The 13,539-nt window shown below is 59.1% G+C and carries 15 protein-coding genes; 9 read left to right on the top strand and 6 right to left on the bottom strand.

Features of this window, described 5'->3' with window-relative positions:
• Positions 1–196: 196 nt before the first annotated feature.
• The 5 genes from H7F49_RS16505 to H7F49_RS16485 all read right to left on the bottom strand — a co-directional run bounded on the left by H7F49_RS16505 (position 197) and on the right by H7F49_RS16485 (position 6,696).
• Positions 197–1,690 (bottom strand): RNA-directed DNA polymerase, encoded by a 1,494-nt coding sequence (locus tag H7F49_RS16505; protein ID WP_185684674.1) that lies wholly within the window; start codon positions 1,688–1,690, stop codon positions 197–199.
• A gap of 126 nt (positions 1,691–1,816) precedes the next feature.
• Positions 1,817–3,019, bottom strand: coding sequence for a type I restriction enzyme subunit R domain-containing protein (locus tag H7F49_RS16500; protein WP_235982274.1), 1,203 nt, complete (start codon positions 3,017–3,019; stop codon positions 1,817–1,819).
• Positions 2,982–3,941, bottom strand: coding sequence for a GIY-YIG nuclease family protein (locus tag H7F49_RS16495; protein ID WP_185684673.1), 960 nt, complete (start codon positions 3,939–3,941; stop codon positions 2,982–2,984). Before H7F49_RS16495 ends, H7F49_RS16500 begins: the two co-directional genes overlap by 38 nt.
• A complete protein-coding gene (locus H7F49_RS19945) occupies positions 3,938–5,284 on the bottom strand; it encodes a restriction endonuclease subunit S (protein WP_185684672.1) in 1,347 nt (448 codons plus the stop codon). Before H7F49_RS19945 ends, H7F49_RS16495 begins: the two co-directional genes overlap by 4 nt.
• A complete protein-coding gene (locus H7F49_RS16485) occupies positions 5,281–6,696 on the bottom strand; it encodes an HsdM family class I SAM-dependent methyltransferase (protein ID WP_235982273.1) in 1,416 nt (471 codons plus the stop codon). Before H7F49_RS16485 ends, H7F49_RS19945 begins: the two co-directional genes overlap by 4 nt.
• Between H7F49_RS16485 and H7F49_RS16480 the strand changes: the two genes are divergently transcribed.
• From H7F49_RS16480 to H7F49_RS16465, 4 genes are all read left to right on the top strand, one after another.
• Positions 6,685–7,146 (top strand): hypothetical protein, encoded by a 462-nt coding sequence (locus tag H7F49_RS16480; RefSeq protein ID WP_185684671.1) that lies wholly within the window; start codon positions 6,685–6,687, stop codon positions 7,144–7,146. The two genes, H7F49_RS16485 and H7F49_RS16480, sit on opposite strands and share 12 nt — an antisense overlap.
• Before the next feature lie 69 nt (positions 7,147–7,215).
• Complete coding sequence (locus tag H7F49_RS16475) at positions 7,216–7,581, top strand: hypothetical protein (RefSeq protein WP_185684670.1); 366 nt, start codon at positions 7,216–7,218, stop codon at positions 7,579–7,581.
• A 91-nt stretch (positions 7,582–7,672) separates the two neighbouring features.
• Entirely contained in the window at positions 7,673–8,047 is a 375-nt protein-coding gene (locus tag H7F49_RS16470) for a hypothetical protein (RefSeq protein WP_185684669.1), read from the top strand.
• Complete coding sequence (locus tag H7F49_RS16465) at positions 8,044–8,280, top strand: hypothetical protein (protein ID WP_185684668.1); 237 nt, start codon at positions 8,044–8,046, stop codon at positions 8,278–8,280. The genes H7F49_RS16470 and H7F49_RS16465 overlap by 4 nt, the downstream gene beginning before the upstream one ends.
• A 22-nt stretch (positions 8,281–8,302) precedes the next feature.
• Here the strand turns inward: H7F49_RS16465 and H7F49_RS16460 are convergent, their stop codons facing one another.
• Entirely contained in the window at positions 8,303–8,674 is a 372-nt protein-coding gene (locus H7F49_RS16460; protein ID WP_185684667.1) for a helix-turn-helix domain-containing protein, read from the bottom strand.
• 327 nt (positions 8,675–9,001) lie between these two features.
• On the opposite strand from H7F49_RS16460, the gene H7F49_RS16455 reads away from it, so the two are divergent.
• The 5 genes from H7F49_RS16455 to H7F49_RS16435 all read left to right on the top strand — a co-directional run bounded on the left by H7F49_RS16455 (position 9,002) and on the right by H7F49_RS16435 (position 13,391).
• Positions 9,002–9,283, top strand: a complete 282-nt coding sequence (locus tag H7F49_RS16455) for a hypothetical protein (RefSeq protein WP_185684666.1) — start codon at positions 9,002–9,004, stop codon at positions 9,281–9,283.
• A gap of 99 nt (positions 9,284–9,382) precedes the next feature.
• On the top strand, positions 9,383–11,374 hold the full coding sequence (locus tag H7F49_RS16450) for a hypothetical protein (protein ID WP_185684665.1): 1,992 nt from the start codon (positions 9,383–9,385) through the stop codon (positions 11,372–11,374).
• A gap of 222 nt (positions 11,375–11,596) precedes the next feature.
• Positions 11,597–12,793, top strand: a complete 1,197-nt coding sequence (locus H7F49_RS16445; RefSeq protein WP_185684664.1) for a site-specific integrase — start codon at positions 11,597–11,599, stop codon at positions 12,791–12,793.
• Positions 12,794–12,848: 55 nt separating this feature from the next.
• Entirely contained in the window at positions 12,849–13,187 is a 339-nt protein-coding gene (locus H7F49_RS16440) for a hypothetical protein (RefSeq protein WP_185684663.1), read from the top strand.
• Between the two features lie 3 nt (positions 13,188–13,190).
• Positions 13,191–13,391 carry a hypothetical protein gene (locus H7F49_RS16435; protein ID WP_185684662.1) on the top strand — a complete coding sequence of 67 codons (201 nt, stop codon included), beginning with the start codon at positions 13,191–13,193 and terminating at the stop codon, positions 13,389–13,391.
• Positions 13,392–13,539 lie beyond the last annotated feature (148 nt).

Genomic DNA, 13,539 nt, shown 5'->3' with positions numbered 1-13,539 from the left:
CAGCCCACGCATCACCCACACTGTCGGCGAAGCCATGTACAGATCTTTGTTAAGAATCATGCAGATGAAAGCTCTTTCGGCAAAAGGGTGCTAGTTGGGCTGGCCGAAGCTCTTCCCACTTACCCAGCCGGACAAAAATGGGGGGCAACTGGGTCCGCCTTGGGCCCGAAACTGACGTTGAGGTCAGAAGCCGTCATCAGACTGCCATCAGAGCCTCGTAATCTTGACCTTGCTTCAACCAGTTCCCGAAAGCCTGTGCAAAAGGATCTCCAAGTTGGCGGACGGCGATATCGATCCAGTTGCGGTACTCGTCAGCAGGTAGACAGGCTCCAGCCACCAACAGTGCAGGTTTGATCCATTCTCCGACCTGACCAAGACGCCCGCGCTGTTCGCGAAAAAACGCTCGATCGTTCAGCCGAGCCCTGATGAAGATGAGTTGGCGCTCCTCCAATGCCGAAGGCCGCCCAATCGTGTTGACTATCAATTTGCGATCTGAAGGTAGCGTTCCATTCGCGTACAGATTCAGGAGCCAGAGCCTTGCATAAGACAGCTCGCTAATTGGTGGTTTTTGGAGCAGGTCCCAAACTGCCGCCTCCACTTCGACCGGCTCTGCCAGGCCAGCCTCAATAGACGCACGTATCGCTCGGCAGAAATCGCGTGGTAGATGGTAGGCTAAGTCTCTATGATCCTTGAGAAGCCTCGCTGCGTCAGCTGCTGGGACGCTCCGAAGAACCTTCAGGATTGCTTTTCTGCTCGAAAAGTCCGAGTTGTTTTTCTTAAGTTCATCTAGCCGGTCAAGAAGGTCTGAGCCAGTCAGGAAAGGATTGTCTGGCCCGGACTCATCCTCATCGTCTATTTCTTCATCACCATATGTAGTGCTCAAATGCTGATGAAACGCCCTCATCTCCGCAGTTGTAAAGACATCCTGCAGCTTCTGCTGAACGGACTTATGTAATGATCTAGTATCTACAATGCGAGTCTTTGCTACATTAAGCGATAGCCCTTCAGTAACCATTAAGTGCTCTGCCAGCCTGCAAAGCACAGAGTGAGTATTATTTCGATCATTCGCTATTATTCGATAATCGTCGACATACCGGGAGGCTTGGAGACCCATATCAAGGAGCAAACGGTCTGTGTCGCAAAGAAGCCCTTCGGCGAGAAGGCGCGAGGCAGAAGAACCAACCGGAAGTCCAAATGACTGCTTTGATCGACAGACCTGTATAACCTTCTTTATTGCACCGTTGCTACCCCTAGATGCATTGACATCATTTAATATATTCTCAATTCTATGAAAGTATATTCTTTGGTAAAAATCTGATATATCGGTTTCTAATACTGGCTTCGCGTCGTCAAATACGTCATCATCTCCAAAAGACGCTAGATAAGCCAGCCAATCATGAAATCCTCTGTTTGATTCAAATAATCTCGCCTCGCCATTGGCATCGTACTTGTAGGAAAATGGCACATCCTGAGAGGTGCGATCTCTTAAATCCTGGATCCCGTCTGCACATTCTATCACTGAGGCGGTATAGATCAAAATATCAGTGGCAGTAAGCTGATGACCGATTCGAAAACCCAGATTTGCTTTTGGAGTCAATACCTCCACGGAACTAACTGGATTGTATTGCCCCAAGGTCAGCTTGCTAACTAGATCAGCAACGCTCTCAGAGTTTTCCTTGAAGAACGCCATTTCGGGTAGGCGTGGAAACAGGTCCGTGTCCCCGACTGCGTCTAAGTGCTTAATGGCGCGAAGGACGTTTTGCTTTTCCAACATTCGCTCGATCCTAGCACATAGATTTGGTTTTGAGTGGTCTAGTCACCGCTGCGGATCGCTCCGCAACGCCTCATAAAGTTGCCCCGGTCCCAACAGGATTTCCTTCAGTCCATCACGAACCTTCTGGCTGTTGAGCGCCTGACTGCTCATCGTCTCGTGCGCCGCCAGTGCGTCCATGATCGCATTCAAGATTTCGTTCGCCAGCGTCGGTGAAGCGGCAAACTGGGCCTTGGTATTGTTCTGGGCTTGAACGCGCAGGGCTTCCGATTCCAGCAGCTTACCCTTGATCACGTTGTTAACGTAGATGAGCTGATCGTCGTCAGTCAGTTCCCCGTCGAACAGGTCGTTCACCTTCGCGATGATCTCGGCCAACAAGGCCTTTTCCTTGTCCTGGACGCTGCCAGAGCCAACACCCGTGATGGGCGGCAACAACACGGGATCACCGCCGATCGAGAGGTTGCGCTTGCCCTCATCCTTCAGCTTGTGATGGGTCAGCTTCAGCCCTGACGTATCCACGCCTTCGCGTTCGCGGCCGAACTGCAGCAACGGGATCAGGCGCTTGTAGAACAGGAAGCGCTTCTCGATTTCCGTGCTGCCGTAGTCGAGGATTTGCGACAGGAAGGTGTAGAGGCTCAGGAACCCGCCCATGTCGCCTTTGAACAGCAGCAGGGCGTCCATCTCATCCTTGGCTTCGCCCTTGGCCTTTTGATCCTGCGCTGCCTTGAAGCGCTCCTGCGCCTCCTTGAACTGGTAGAGCAAACGCTGGGCCACGGGTTCGAGAGCGGCGATCAGCTGCCCTTGCGTGGCGGCTGGATCGAGTTCCACCGCCACCAGCCGGTCCACCTCGTACTGATCGTAATGTCCAGCCGCATCCAGCTTGGCGCGCAGGTCGAAGATCAGGTTGGGGTCGGTGGCGGCCTCGATTTCGGCCGTCTCGTAGTACTGGCGGAAGGCCTGCAACACCTCTTCCGAGCTGTTCACGAAATCCAGAATGTAGGTTGTTTCCTTGCCCGGGTAGGACCGGTTCAGGCGAGATAGCGTCTGCACCGCCTGGATACCGGCCAGCCGCCGATCCACGTACATCCCGCAGAGCAGCGGCTGGTCGAAGCCGGTCTGGAACTTGTTGGCGACCAGCAGGATCTTGGCGTCTTCGTCGGTGAAGGCATCGCGGATGTCCCGCCCCTTCAGGCCAGGATTGAGTTTCGCGCTAGTTTCCGAAAGGGCTTTCGGCAAAACCGTCACCATTGCCCAGTCGCTGCGCCTCCCAGTCCTTGTAAGTCATGCCTGTCTCGACGTGCTTCCAACCGACGGCACCGTTCGCCGAAGTCCCGCTGGCAACAGACGCTGCGGCGCTGGGGCTGTTGAACACATAGCTGGATGCGAAGCGAAGCTGCCCTGCAGTGTCTGGCGCGATCACACCTGCCCGCACTAGCTCATTGTAGAGGCCCGTGTAGGAACCAAGATTTTGGGCTGGACGAGCGTTTGAGCCGGCGAGAACAACGAATTCGCCCCGCTCATTTAGAACCGCGTCGGCAGAAAAGTTTTTGCGTGGCAGTTCTAGCCGGAAGCGGACATCGCCTGATGCTGTTTCAGGTCCGGGCAGCGGCTGCCGAGGCTGTTTCGATTCTTTGGGAGCTGAGGCTTTGTGGTCGCTGCTGCGAGCGCGCTGGATAAACATATCGACGCGGACGGCCGGGAGCACGACGAACAGATTTTCTAGGAAGGCTTCCATCTTAGCGACATCTGCTTCGCTCAAGGAGGGCGGGTTAGGCGCCGTGCCATTCTCAAGTGGAGTTCGGCCGATAGATTTTGCTTCTGCAATCAGCCGTGCTTCAAGGTAGCGGACGTGGGCCTTGTTGAGCTTGTTGGCAGTTGCCGTTACCAGGACAGCGCTGGACCACCAGTCCTTCTTCACGTCATGGCTGCGGATGCGTGCCGAGATATCCTCGCCCTCGCCGATGTACGCCAGCGGCGCGCCATCGAGTTCGCCCAGTAACAGGTAGATGCCTGCATAACTGGCTTCGGGCCGCGCAAGTGCGGTGGCAATCTGGGTGCGAGGCGCCATCAGTACATGGCCTGTCCAGTTGAACAGTTCAGCCGTCAGCATCCCGTCGGGACGCCCGTCGATATAGTAGAGCTCCAGCGAGCGACCCAAGGCTCTGGTCATGCTGCCTCCATTTCACTGGTGACAGCCAGCCCGCGTACATCAATCTTGCCGGTGACTGCTGCGGAAATCAGCGCGGCGCGGCGTTCTTGGAGTACCAATTTAGCCTCTGAAGCAGTCTCCAGTAGTCCGCCAACTTTGCCAAATGGTCCATCGACCCAGTCACAAATTCTCTGCTGCTCATCGAGTGGCGGAAGGGGGATGCGGAACCGGCGCAGCATGTCGAGCGTGATCTCTTTGAACGTCGACCCTTTTGAGATCCGGTCAAATTCAGCCGATGCTCCAGTGCTTCCGAGCACAAGCTGGACAAACCTAGCCAACACCTTCTCACCTGGACTAAATTTGGCGGTGCCTTGGGTTAGGTTAGCGCCAGCCAACTCAGCGGGAACGATAAGCGGCTTCCCGATCGTCGCGCGGATGGCGATTACCAAATCACCAGATGCTACCTTTGATCGAGCGTATGCAGCGTCAATTTCAGCGCTGGTCCGCAAATAACCGTCGAGAGGCAATTCCTCTCCGCTCATGTCCGAGGTTCTTATGTAGGGCACACCATCTGGAATGTCCGGGCCAGCCTGAACAATCCCATAGGTGATGGACGTTTGTGGGTCTGCTAGACGCTTGAGCGGCTCGATTTGCCAATGTGCAGGGATTTGGCCTAGCCATTCGATGCCGCTGTCTCTCATGGGAGCGTTAGGGTTGAGGCCCTTGGTGACGGCGTGGGAGATGACCGCCTGCCGCTTTTCCTTCAGCAGCGCGATCAGCCTCTCCTGCTCTGCCATGAGCGCATCGATCTTTGCGGTTTCCCGGTCGAGGAAGGTGGCGATGGCGGTTTGTTCATCGGGTGGCGGGAAACTGATTTGGAATGCCCCAAGCTCATCCGCCGACAATTCCAAGAATGTAGAACCACGCCCCCGGACGTTCAGTTCGGCTGAGCAGATCGACAACAGGTAAGCTAAGAATGTCGAGTTCACCTCGTTTGATACCAGTGCCTTACATCCCTGATTAGTGCAAAGCTCGACCGCCGCGATTCCGAGTGAGCCGATTGGCGCGCGAGTTGACAATATGACGCTGCCTGATGGCACCAAAGATGTCCCGCACGATGCAAGTCCATCAGTAGTGATGCTGCGGAGTGCATCGCGAATGAAAAGGTCAGGCAGCCGGCTCAGGTCGGCCGGGGTAATCCAAGGGATATCTCCGTCCCAATAGTCGTCAACATCGGACTTGGGAGTTGATCCGCCAACGATTTTCAATCGACGCTTGAGTGCTGTCACGGTCCAATGGCTTGGCACCACATCAAGCCAAGTAACCCCGCTGTCCTTGTAATCCGGATAAGCAGGAAAGCTCACGCCGCCAACTCCGTCAGCATGGCTTGAATCCGGGCAGTCACTTCACGCAAATCCGCATCAATCTCCGCCAGCGGCCGAGGCGGCTCGAACACATAGAAATGTCGGTTGAACGGGATTTCGTAGCCGATCTTGGTCTTCTCGTGATCGATCCAGGCATCGGGCGCATGGGGCTTCACCTCGCGCGCGAAATAGGCTTCCAGATCCTCTGCCAGCGGCACGTTCTCAGTATCGCGCAGACTGCTGTCCGGCTGGGGCTGGCCCTTGGCCTTGCCGCGCTGGCCCAACACCAGGTTGCCCTGCTCATCGCGCAACGGGCGCTCCACCGTGATCGTACGGTAGCCGAAGCTCTTGTTATCAAAGATGCGCGATAGCGGGGCCAGCTTCACCTTGCCGCCGTCCGGTGCGGCTGGTGGCTGCTCCCCGGCAACAACGATTTCACGCGCCACTTCCTTGCCCTCGGCATCCAGCACCGTGGCGAGTTCCGCTTCCACGAAAGCCCCGAACAGGCGGGTGACGTCGGCAATGTGCCGGTCGCCCATTTCCTTGCGCTTGGAGCCGAGGGACTTGCGCATCTTCTGCCAGAACGAGCTGGCATCGATCAGCTGGACCTTGCCAGCGCGGGCAGCCGGCTTCTTGTTGGACAGCACCCAGACATAGGTGGCGATGCCGGTGTTGTAGAACATATCGGTCGGCAGCGCGATGATCGCCTCGACCAGATCGCTTTCCAGCACATGGCGACGGATTTCGCTTTCGCCGCTGCCCGCCCCGCCGGTGAACAGCGGGGAGCCGTTCAGCACGATGCCAAACCGACAGCCGCCTTCCGTCCAGGGGCGCATCTTGGACAGCAGATGCATCAGGAACAGCAGCGAACCATCGGACACGCGGGGAAGCCCCGGACCGAACCGCCCGGCATGGCCCAGCCGGGTGTGCTCGTCCTGAACCTCTTTTTGGACCTTCTTCCATTCCACGCCGAACGGTGGGTTGGAGAGCATGTAATCGAACGTTTGCCCGTGGTGGCCGTCGTCTGACAGGGTGTTGCCCTGGATGATCCGGGCAATGTCCTGCCCCTTGATCAGCATGTCGGCCTTGCAGATGGCATAGGATTCCGGGTTCAGTTCCTGCCCCGACATGGTGAGCTGGCCCTGCGGGTTGTGCTCGCGCAGATATTCCTCCGCGATCGACAGCATACCGCCGGTGCCCGCCGTGGGATCATAGATGCTGCGGACAACGCCGGGCTTCGACAGCACATCGTCATCTTCCACGAACAGTAGGTTCACCATCAGGCGGATCACCTCGCGCGGGGTGAAGTGTTCACCGGCCGTTTCGTTCGAGATTTCCGCGAACTTGCGGATCAGCTCCTCGAAGGCCAGGCCCATCTGGTTGTTGTCCACCTTGTCGGGGTGGCCTGCCAACGGGAGCAAGCACCCTCTCCAGCCGAGCCGATCATCCTCGACTGCGAGCTGAGCGGCACTAACTCCAGCCGTGATTACCTGCGTCCGGTGGCGAGCCTTCCGCCAAAGACCGTCTCCGAACGGATCACCCTTCGGATAACGAACGCGCCGCTGAAAATTGAACAGTTGCGCGATGACAAGAACGCCTTCCTCCCGCTTTGTGGGGACGGCCGAGCCTGCAAGGCAACGCAAACCCCTGCAGAGTATCGTTTCACTTCAAGCCTGAACCTGGACGACAAGGCCGCCGGCTACACCTCGGCCGAGCAAAGTCAGCTAACCTTGAGCCGCACCACGGGGACCATCGCAACGACGTGGACGATGACCCACAAATCCCAAGCATCCCAGCTGGTCATGACGCAGGAACGCGCTGGCACCTGTAAACCCGGAGCGAAGCCCATTCAAAAGTTCTGACATCACCCCCACACCACCCACTGAGGCCTCGGAGAAATCCGGGGCCTTTTTTTCGTTTGGAGAGCCCACATGCGCATTATTCGTTCGCTGTCCGACCTGGACAGCACAATCGACCCCGCCGTGGAACACCTAGTGCGCCAGCGGCTGGAAATGCTTGCCGAGTACGGCGACGATGAGCTGGCCGTTATCTTCATCCCTGAAGCCGGAGACAGCCTCGCCGACGTAGAGCAGGCAACCGGCCTCACCTTTGCCGATCCGGCGTGGGAATGGGTCCTGGACCACGGCACGCTGTATGAGGCTCCCCTGATCATCTCAGACGACGGCTTTGCCCATGTGCTGATCGTGACAGACACCCCCGGCTTCGATCCAGACATGCTCAGCCACCTTCGGGCACACGCCCAAGCTGCACACGATCCGGATTCCAGCCTCATCTAGCCCACCGGCTCCACCTCTCTTTCCCAAAATCCAACCGCGCCGAGGCCCTGCCGCTTCCGGCGCTTTCTTTTTGCCCTGAGGAGAACAAATCATGTACAACCTACCCGACCTTGACACCCAGTGCGCTGCGCTGCTCCAGCCGCTCGACCCGCTCCTCCGAGATCTGCTCGCCGGGCGTATCAATGATGCCGTCTCGCTCGACCTGGCTGACTGCACGCACTTTGTTGTTGTTCAGGCTGGCGATACCGAAGCCGACCTCATCGAAGCCTTGGGGTTCTCACCATTGGTGTCCCGTCTCGATGGCATCCCCCTGCTACCCGACTGGGACTGGATCGAGCACCACGAAGGCTGGATTGAGCTGGTCTACACCATGGGCACGGACTTCGCCTTCATCGTGTTCGTTGAAGACGCGGAAGGGGTCCTCCCTGAGTTGCTCGCCCTCTGCCGGGGATGTGCCGAGCTGTGAGAACGCTCGGCTTCCTGCTTGCTGTGTGTCTGGTGCTCGCGGCTCTGCGCTTTGCCATCGCGGCATTGCTGATCGCCGTGTGCGTCCTGCTGATCTGGGGCGCACTCTTCTATGCGCGGGAGACAATCGCCTTCCTCTGCGTAGCGGTGGCATGCGGCATGATGGAACACCATCCGTTGATCACCCTTGGCGCACTCGCCTTGGGAGGTCTGGTCACTCAAAAGGGATCATAAATTGGCCTAGAAAACCGCGAAATCACAGGGCTCCGGGCGCGTCGCGAGGCGCGTCCGTTACCACATTTGCAGTTCGGTTAGCCCAAAAATCCTCTTTAGAACTGAAGATTAGTCGATTGTAGGAGTAGTTGCTTGCAGACAATGCTGCTTGCGCCGCCTGCTCACCCATCCAGAACATTTTCAACGTGTGAAAACGGCAGAGCGTCTCTCGGGCGAGTTCGCAGAACTTGAGGCCGGAAGGCGTGATCCTAGGCGGTTTTGTATCAGCAAAAATTGGGGCTCCTAGCCATTCTTCCACGGCAGCAATCTGGCGGGTTACGCTCGATTGACTGATCTGGAGATACTCGGCCGCGCCTGAGTAGCTGTCAAAATAGTAGACGCAGATCGCGGCCAAGAACCACTCTAGCCGAGGACTCACGGGCTTAATGTCACTCATCTCAACAGACCCTCGAACCTGCGACATCGCCCACCAAACTGATTCGCGTCAGGCGGCCCCACGGCGCATCTCCGGCTGCGTCGGACCGCGCGAGCCCATACTTCCTTTAGCTGTAACTATGCAAAGAACGGATTATGTCGAGAGAAAACAGCCATTCTGAAGCCCAACTATTCGCTTCGAACATAATGCACGTAATCAATAAAATCTATTGTTTTAAATGGTTTAGATCATAAAATGACAGGGTCTTCAGAGTTGAAGGCAGCTTGATCAGCAAAGGAACCTGTCATGTATCTTGCCAGCTCAGAAATTCGGAACAGCAGCACCTTCAGCCTCGCTGAAATGGATGAGATTGCTTTCAACCTGCTCCGTTGGCGGCGCAAGCAAGCCGCCGCACTTTCCCAGAATCCATTGGCCTACCTTGGCTGCTTGCTTGGGCAGCTCAGTGAGGGACCGGACGCCTCGACGGCCCATCTGGCAGACCGTCTCGCCACCATAGTCCCGGGGTTGGAGCCGGACGACTATGTGGCCCTGGTGTCCGTGGATCAAACGCCTGCGTACCAGCACTGACCTAGCCTGCACTCAACGGCCGGAAGCGGCCGAGAACAGTCCAGACCTGCCAAGGCGGGCGTCTGAGCTCAACCAACAACTTGAACGGAGTACCCGGTAATGGACCTTCCATTCCCGAACGGAACCGCTGTGCCTGACGAACAGGCAGAGCTCACGGCACCACAGACCGAGACACCCGCGCCCGCACCCCGCGCCCTCGTCGACGTTTCGGCAATCGACATCGACTGGCCGAAAAAAGGAGGAAAAGGGGGAGAGGTGGTAACGCCCCAGTCCGCGACGCCTCCTTCACCCCCTTTGCCGGCGCCTGTCCGTGCGGAAGCTCAGGCATCAGCCGCGAGCTTTGTCGCTGATGGCGTGTTCACCCCGAAGCCCCAGACCAACCTCGTCATCGCGCGGCTGCGGGAACAGGGCTGGTATCGCGGGCTGATCGGGCCGGGCAAGCATGCGGTCGAATGTCCTTGGGCGCCCGATCATCAGGGGCAACCTGATCTCGTCGCGACCTACACCGAGCCCACGCTCAATTTGCCGTATGGGCACTTCGAGTGCGTCGGTGAACATGCCGCAGACGTCGGCGTCAGGGCTCTGCTCGATCGCCTGGACATCGAGCCGCAGCGTGCACGGGGCAAGCCGGTCGTGCGGCTGGAAGCCGGAGAGCAGAACCTGATCCTCGCTGCAGCCGAGCACGTCCTGTCGACCTGCGAGAACTTCTATCAGGCCAAAGGCAACATCGTGCGGCTGCGCGGTGCGGCTGGTGGTGACGTGGCGACCGAGCTGGCGAGCGAACAGGTTGTAGCGGTAGCTCTGTCGGGCGGCTCGGACTGGGAGAAGTATGACGGCCGGTCCAAGACCTGGGTGCGCTGCGATCCGCCGGCCCGCGTCTGCCAGATGCTGGTGCGAGCAAGCGGCTACGGCTCTTTGCCGGTGCTCAACGGCATCGCGCGGCAACCGTTCTTCCGAAAGGGCGACAATGTGCTGGTGACACAGCCGGGCTACGATCGCGCTTCGGGCATTTACGCGCACTTCAAGGCTGGCGACTACAGGCTGCCGGAACCTACCCGAGTGGCAGCGGAAGCCGCACTGGACCGGCTGTCAGCCCTCATCGGCGAGTTCCACTTTGCCGGAGAGCCGGACCGCTCTGCCCTTCTCTGTGCCCTGCTTACGGCAACCGTGCGTCCGAGCCTCGCGTTGGCGCCTGCTTTCAACATCACTGCCGCCTCGCCGGGAAGCGGGAAGAGCTATGCAACGCGGCTGGCCCTTGCCTTTGCTTCGACCAGTGATCCGCTGAACATGAGCTATCCGGCACGCTCCGAGGAGGCTTCCAAGGCCATGCTCGCCGCTCTTCTCCAGGCACCAGCCGCGATCGCCTTCGACGACATGCAGACCGACTGGCTCCCGCACGGGGTGATCAACCGGATGTTGACCTCGGAAACGATCTCGGAGCGCATTCTCGGTTCGAGCCGGGTGGTGATGGCGAGCACCAACTGTTTCATCATCGGTTCGGGCAACAACGTCGGACCCGTGCGCGACATGTGCCGCCGGGTGGTATCGATCCGTCTGGCTCCGCCTTCATCGTCACCGGCAACGCTCGTCTACAAGGGACGCCCGGTCGAGACGATGCTGGCCAACCGCGAGAGCTACATCGCTGACGCCCTGACGATCATCCGTGCTTGGCAGGCGGCTGGTGCTCCCAAGGCTGATGTGCCGCCGATTGGCAGCTTCGGCGAGTGGTCGGACCTGTGCCGGCAGCCGTTGCTGTGGATGGGTCTACCCGATCCGGCCTCCAGCCTGCTGGAGCAACTGCGCAACGATCCCGAAGCCGCCAGCCTTGCTGCCTTCATGGAAGCTTGGTCCTACGAGTTCGGTGAAAGGCCGGTGCAGGTGCGCAAGCTGGTGCAGACAATCGAGCTGCATCCCGATCAGGCTCTGGCCGAAGCGGTCTACGACCTGCCGGTGATGGACCGCAACAGCGTCAATCCCAGCAAGCTCGGCTGGTACCTCAAGAAGAATGCCGAACGCATCGTCGATGGCCATGTCATCCGGCAGGTCATCACGCCCGAGCGCCGCGCCTGGACGGTGGCGAAAGTGACCTAGCCGCCGCCTTTACCTCCTTTCCGGGTGCGGGGAGGAGAAAACTGTCCCCGGTATCCGGTGCCGCCCGCCCCCGTGCAGGCCGAGCCTGACCCCCGGACCACCCGAAAATCGCCGCTGGAGCCCCACCGGGCACCCCCGCCGGCCTCGCCGGCACCTGACCCTACCCGGGCCGGGCTGGGCTTCTGCGTCCCCAATCCCGATCACCTTTTCAAGGAGTTACCCATGCCAAAACAAAGACTTGATGCTGCTACCTGCCTGATACTCCAGTGCATTTTGGGCAGGAAGCGGACCGACTATTGGGACACCCTGATTAGCGGCTTTATCCTGACCTGCTACGAGAGCGGCGCGAAGACCTACGTCTTTCGCTTCCAGGACGAGTACGGCCGTCAGTGCCAGCGCACAATTGGCGCCTATGGCGACATCACCTTCGCCCAAGCGCAGAAGATCGCGAAGAAGTACCGGGCTGAAGTCGTCATGGGCGGCAACCCTGCCGCGCGCAAAGCCGAAAAGAAGGCGGTGCCAACCTATGCCGAGCTGGCTGACCAGCACATGGCGTTCGTCCGCACCTACCAGAAGGTTCCGGCGAATACCGAGGCGGTTCTGCGCGTCCATATCCGCCCCCGCTGGGACAAGAAGCGCCTGGACGAGATTACCCCCCCGGAGGTCGCCAAGTGGCTTGGCGAGTTGCGCGAGAAAGGGCTGGCCCCGGCTACGGTCGAGAAGATCCGCATCACCTTCAACCGCAGCTTCGAGCTGGCGCTGAAGTGGCAAACGCCGGGAGTGAAGTTCAACCCGGTGCGGGGCATCCCCCGTCCGCGTTTCAACAACGCCCGGGACCGGTTCCTCACTAGCGAGGAGGCTACCCGCCTACTCAAGGCTTGCGAGACCTCGCTCAACCCACAGCTCAAGAACATCGTGGGCCTGCTGCTGCTGACCGGCGCGCGCAAGCGTGAGCTGCTTGACGCGAAGTGGGAGAATATCAGCTTCGAGCGCAGGGCTTGGTTCATCCCGACGAGCAAGACCGGGAAAGCCAGACACGTGCCCCTGTCGAAGCCGGCGCTCGACCTGATCGCCAAGCTGCCGCGCTACGACAAGTGCCCCTACCTGCTGCCGAACCCGCGCACGAAGAAGCCCTACACCTGCATCAAGCACCCGTGGGACACCGCGCGGGATGCTGCCGGGCTTCCCGGCCTGCACCTCCATGATCTGCGCCACTCAGCGGCCAGCTTCATGATCAATGCCGGCATCGACCTTTTCGCCGTCGGGAAGGTGCTCGGCCACGCAGACCACCAAAGTACCATGAGATACAGCCACTTAGCCAACGACACGCTGATGCAGGCGGTCGAGGCGGGGGCTGCCAAGATGAACGTCAATTGGGCCGGAACAGCCCCTGCCGACGTTCAGGACAGCGACGATTGATCAACTCTCGGGCCGCGCGTGTCGCTGCGCGCGGTCCACTTACGAAAGGAACCCTATGACTACCGCGACTTCTCCCACCGACCAGCTCGGCCGCAACGCCGCCCCCGAGCAGGTCTCCCGCATCTTCAAGGAGCTGCGCGAGCTCAAGGTGGCTTGTCGCCGCGCTGATGCTCATTCCCGCGTGATCGTGCTGATCCAGGCCTGCATCGACAACGGCATCAACACCCGCGGCCGCATTCGCGGAACGCTGATCAAGCTTGGTTTCAACGAGGACCACGTCGTGATCGTGCTGAATGCCTGTGCAGGCCCTAACCCGGACGTCTATCATTGGTACCGCGATGAGGCTGGTGTGTATCACAACCATGTCGGCACGGCTGTCCCTGCCGCTGCCTAAGGTATGAGCTACCTCACCCCGGATTTCGGCGCTGTCACGGCGTCGGGTCCGGGGCATGGTCTCAATTTTTTCTGGCAATCAACCTTCGGTTCATCCGGCTTGCCGGACCAAAGCAGCATCTTGTTGCTGGTGTGCCGGACTCAGCAAAGCCCAATACTGGCCGCAGCCAAGGTCTATCAGATTCTGTTCGACGAGGGCAGATAGCCTCGGATCGCTCTGGGTGATTGTAGCGCGACATTCACGGTGAGAATGCGCGACAATCAAGATGAGAATCCGGTGTGTCGGGATTTGCGTAGGGCGTAGCCCGGAGCGGATCCCGACACACCGGAGGGCCCCTTTGTGGGGAGGCCGG

It is taken from the genome of Novosphingobium aerophilum (assembly GCF_014230305.1).
GTDB classification, from domain to species: Bacteria; Pseudomonadota; Alphaproteobacteria; order Sphingomonadales; family Sphingomonadaceae; genus Novosphingobium; species Novosphingobium aerophilum.
The sequence above is the reverse complement of the archived record's forward strand: the minus strand, read 5'-3'. Positions and strand labels throughout refer to the sequence as shown.

Coding starts and splice junctions, on each gene's coding strand:
- H7F49_RS16505 (WP_185684674.1), bottom strand. CDS start 1,690: ATGGCGTTCTTCAAGGAAAACTCTGAGAGCGTTGCTGATCTAGTTAGC.
- H7F49_RS16500 (WP_235982274.1), bottom strand. CDS start 3,019: ATGGTGACGGTTTTGCCGAAAGCCCTTTCGGAAACTAGCGCGAAACTC.
- H7F49_RS16495 (WP_185684673.1), bottom strand. CDS start 3,941: ATGACCAGAGCCTTGGGTCGCTCGCTGGAGCTCTACTATATCGACGGG.
- H7F49_RS16475 (WP_185684670.1), top strand. CDS start 7,216: ATGCGCATTATTCGTTCGCTGTCCGACCTGGACAGCACAATCGACCCC.
- H7F49_RS16470 (WP_185684669.1), top strand. CDS start 7,673: ATGTACAACCTACCCGACCTTGACACCCAGTGCGCTGCGCTGCTCCAG.
- H7F49_RS16455 (WP_185684666.1), top strand. CDS start 9,002: ATGTATCTTGCCAGCTCAGAAATTCGGAACAGCAGCACCTTCAGCCTC.
- H7F49_RS16450 (WP_185684665.1), top strand. CDS start 9,383: ATGGACCTTCCATTCCCGAACGGAACCGCTGTGCCTGACGAACAGGCA.
- H7F49_RS16445 (WP_185684664.1), top strand. CDS start 11,597: ATGCCAAAACAAAGACTTGATGCTGCTACCTGCCTGATACTCCAGTGC.
- H7F49_RS16440 (WP_185684663.1), top strand. CDS start 12,849: ATGACTACCGCGACTTCTCCCACCGACCAGCTCGGCCGCAACGCCGCC.
- H7F49_RS16435 (WP_185684662.1), top strand. CDS start 13,191: ATGAGCTACCTCACCCCGGATTTCGGCGCTGTCACGGCGTCGGGTCCG.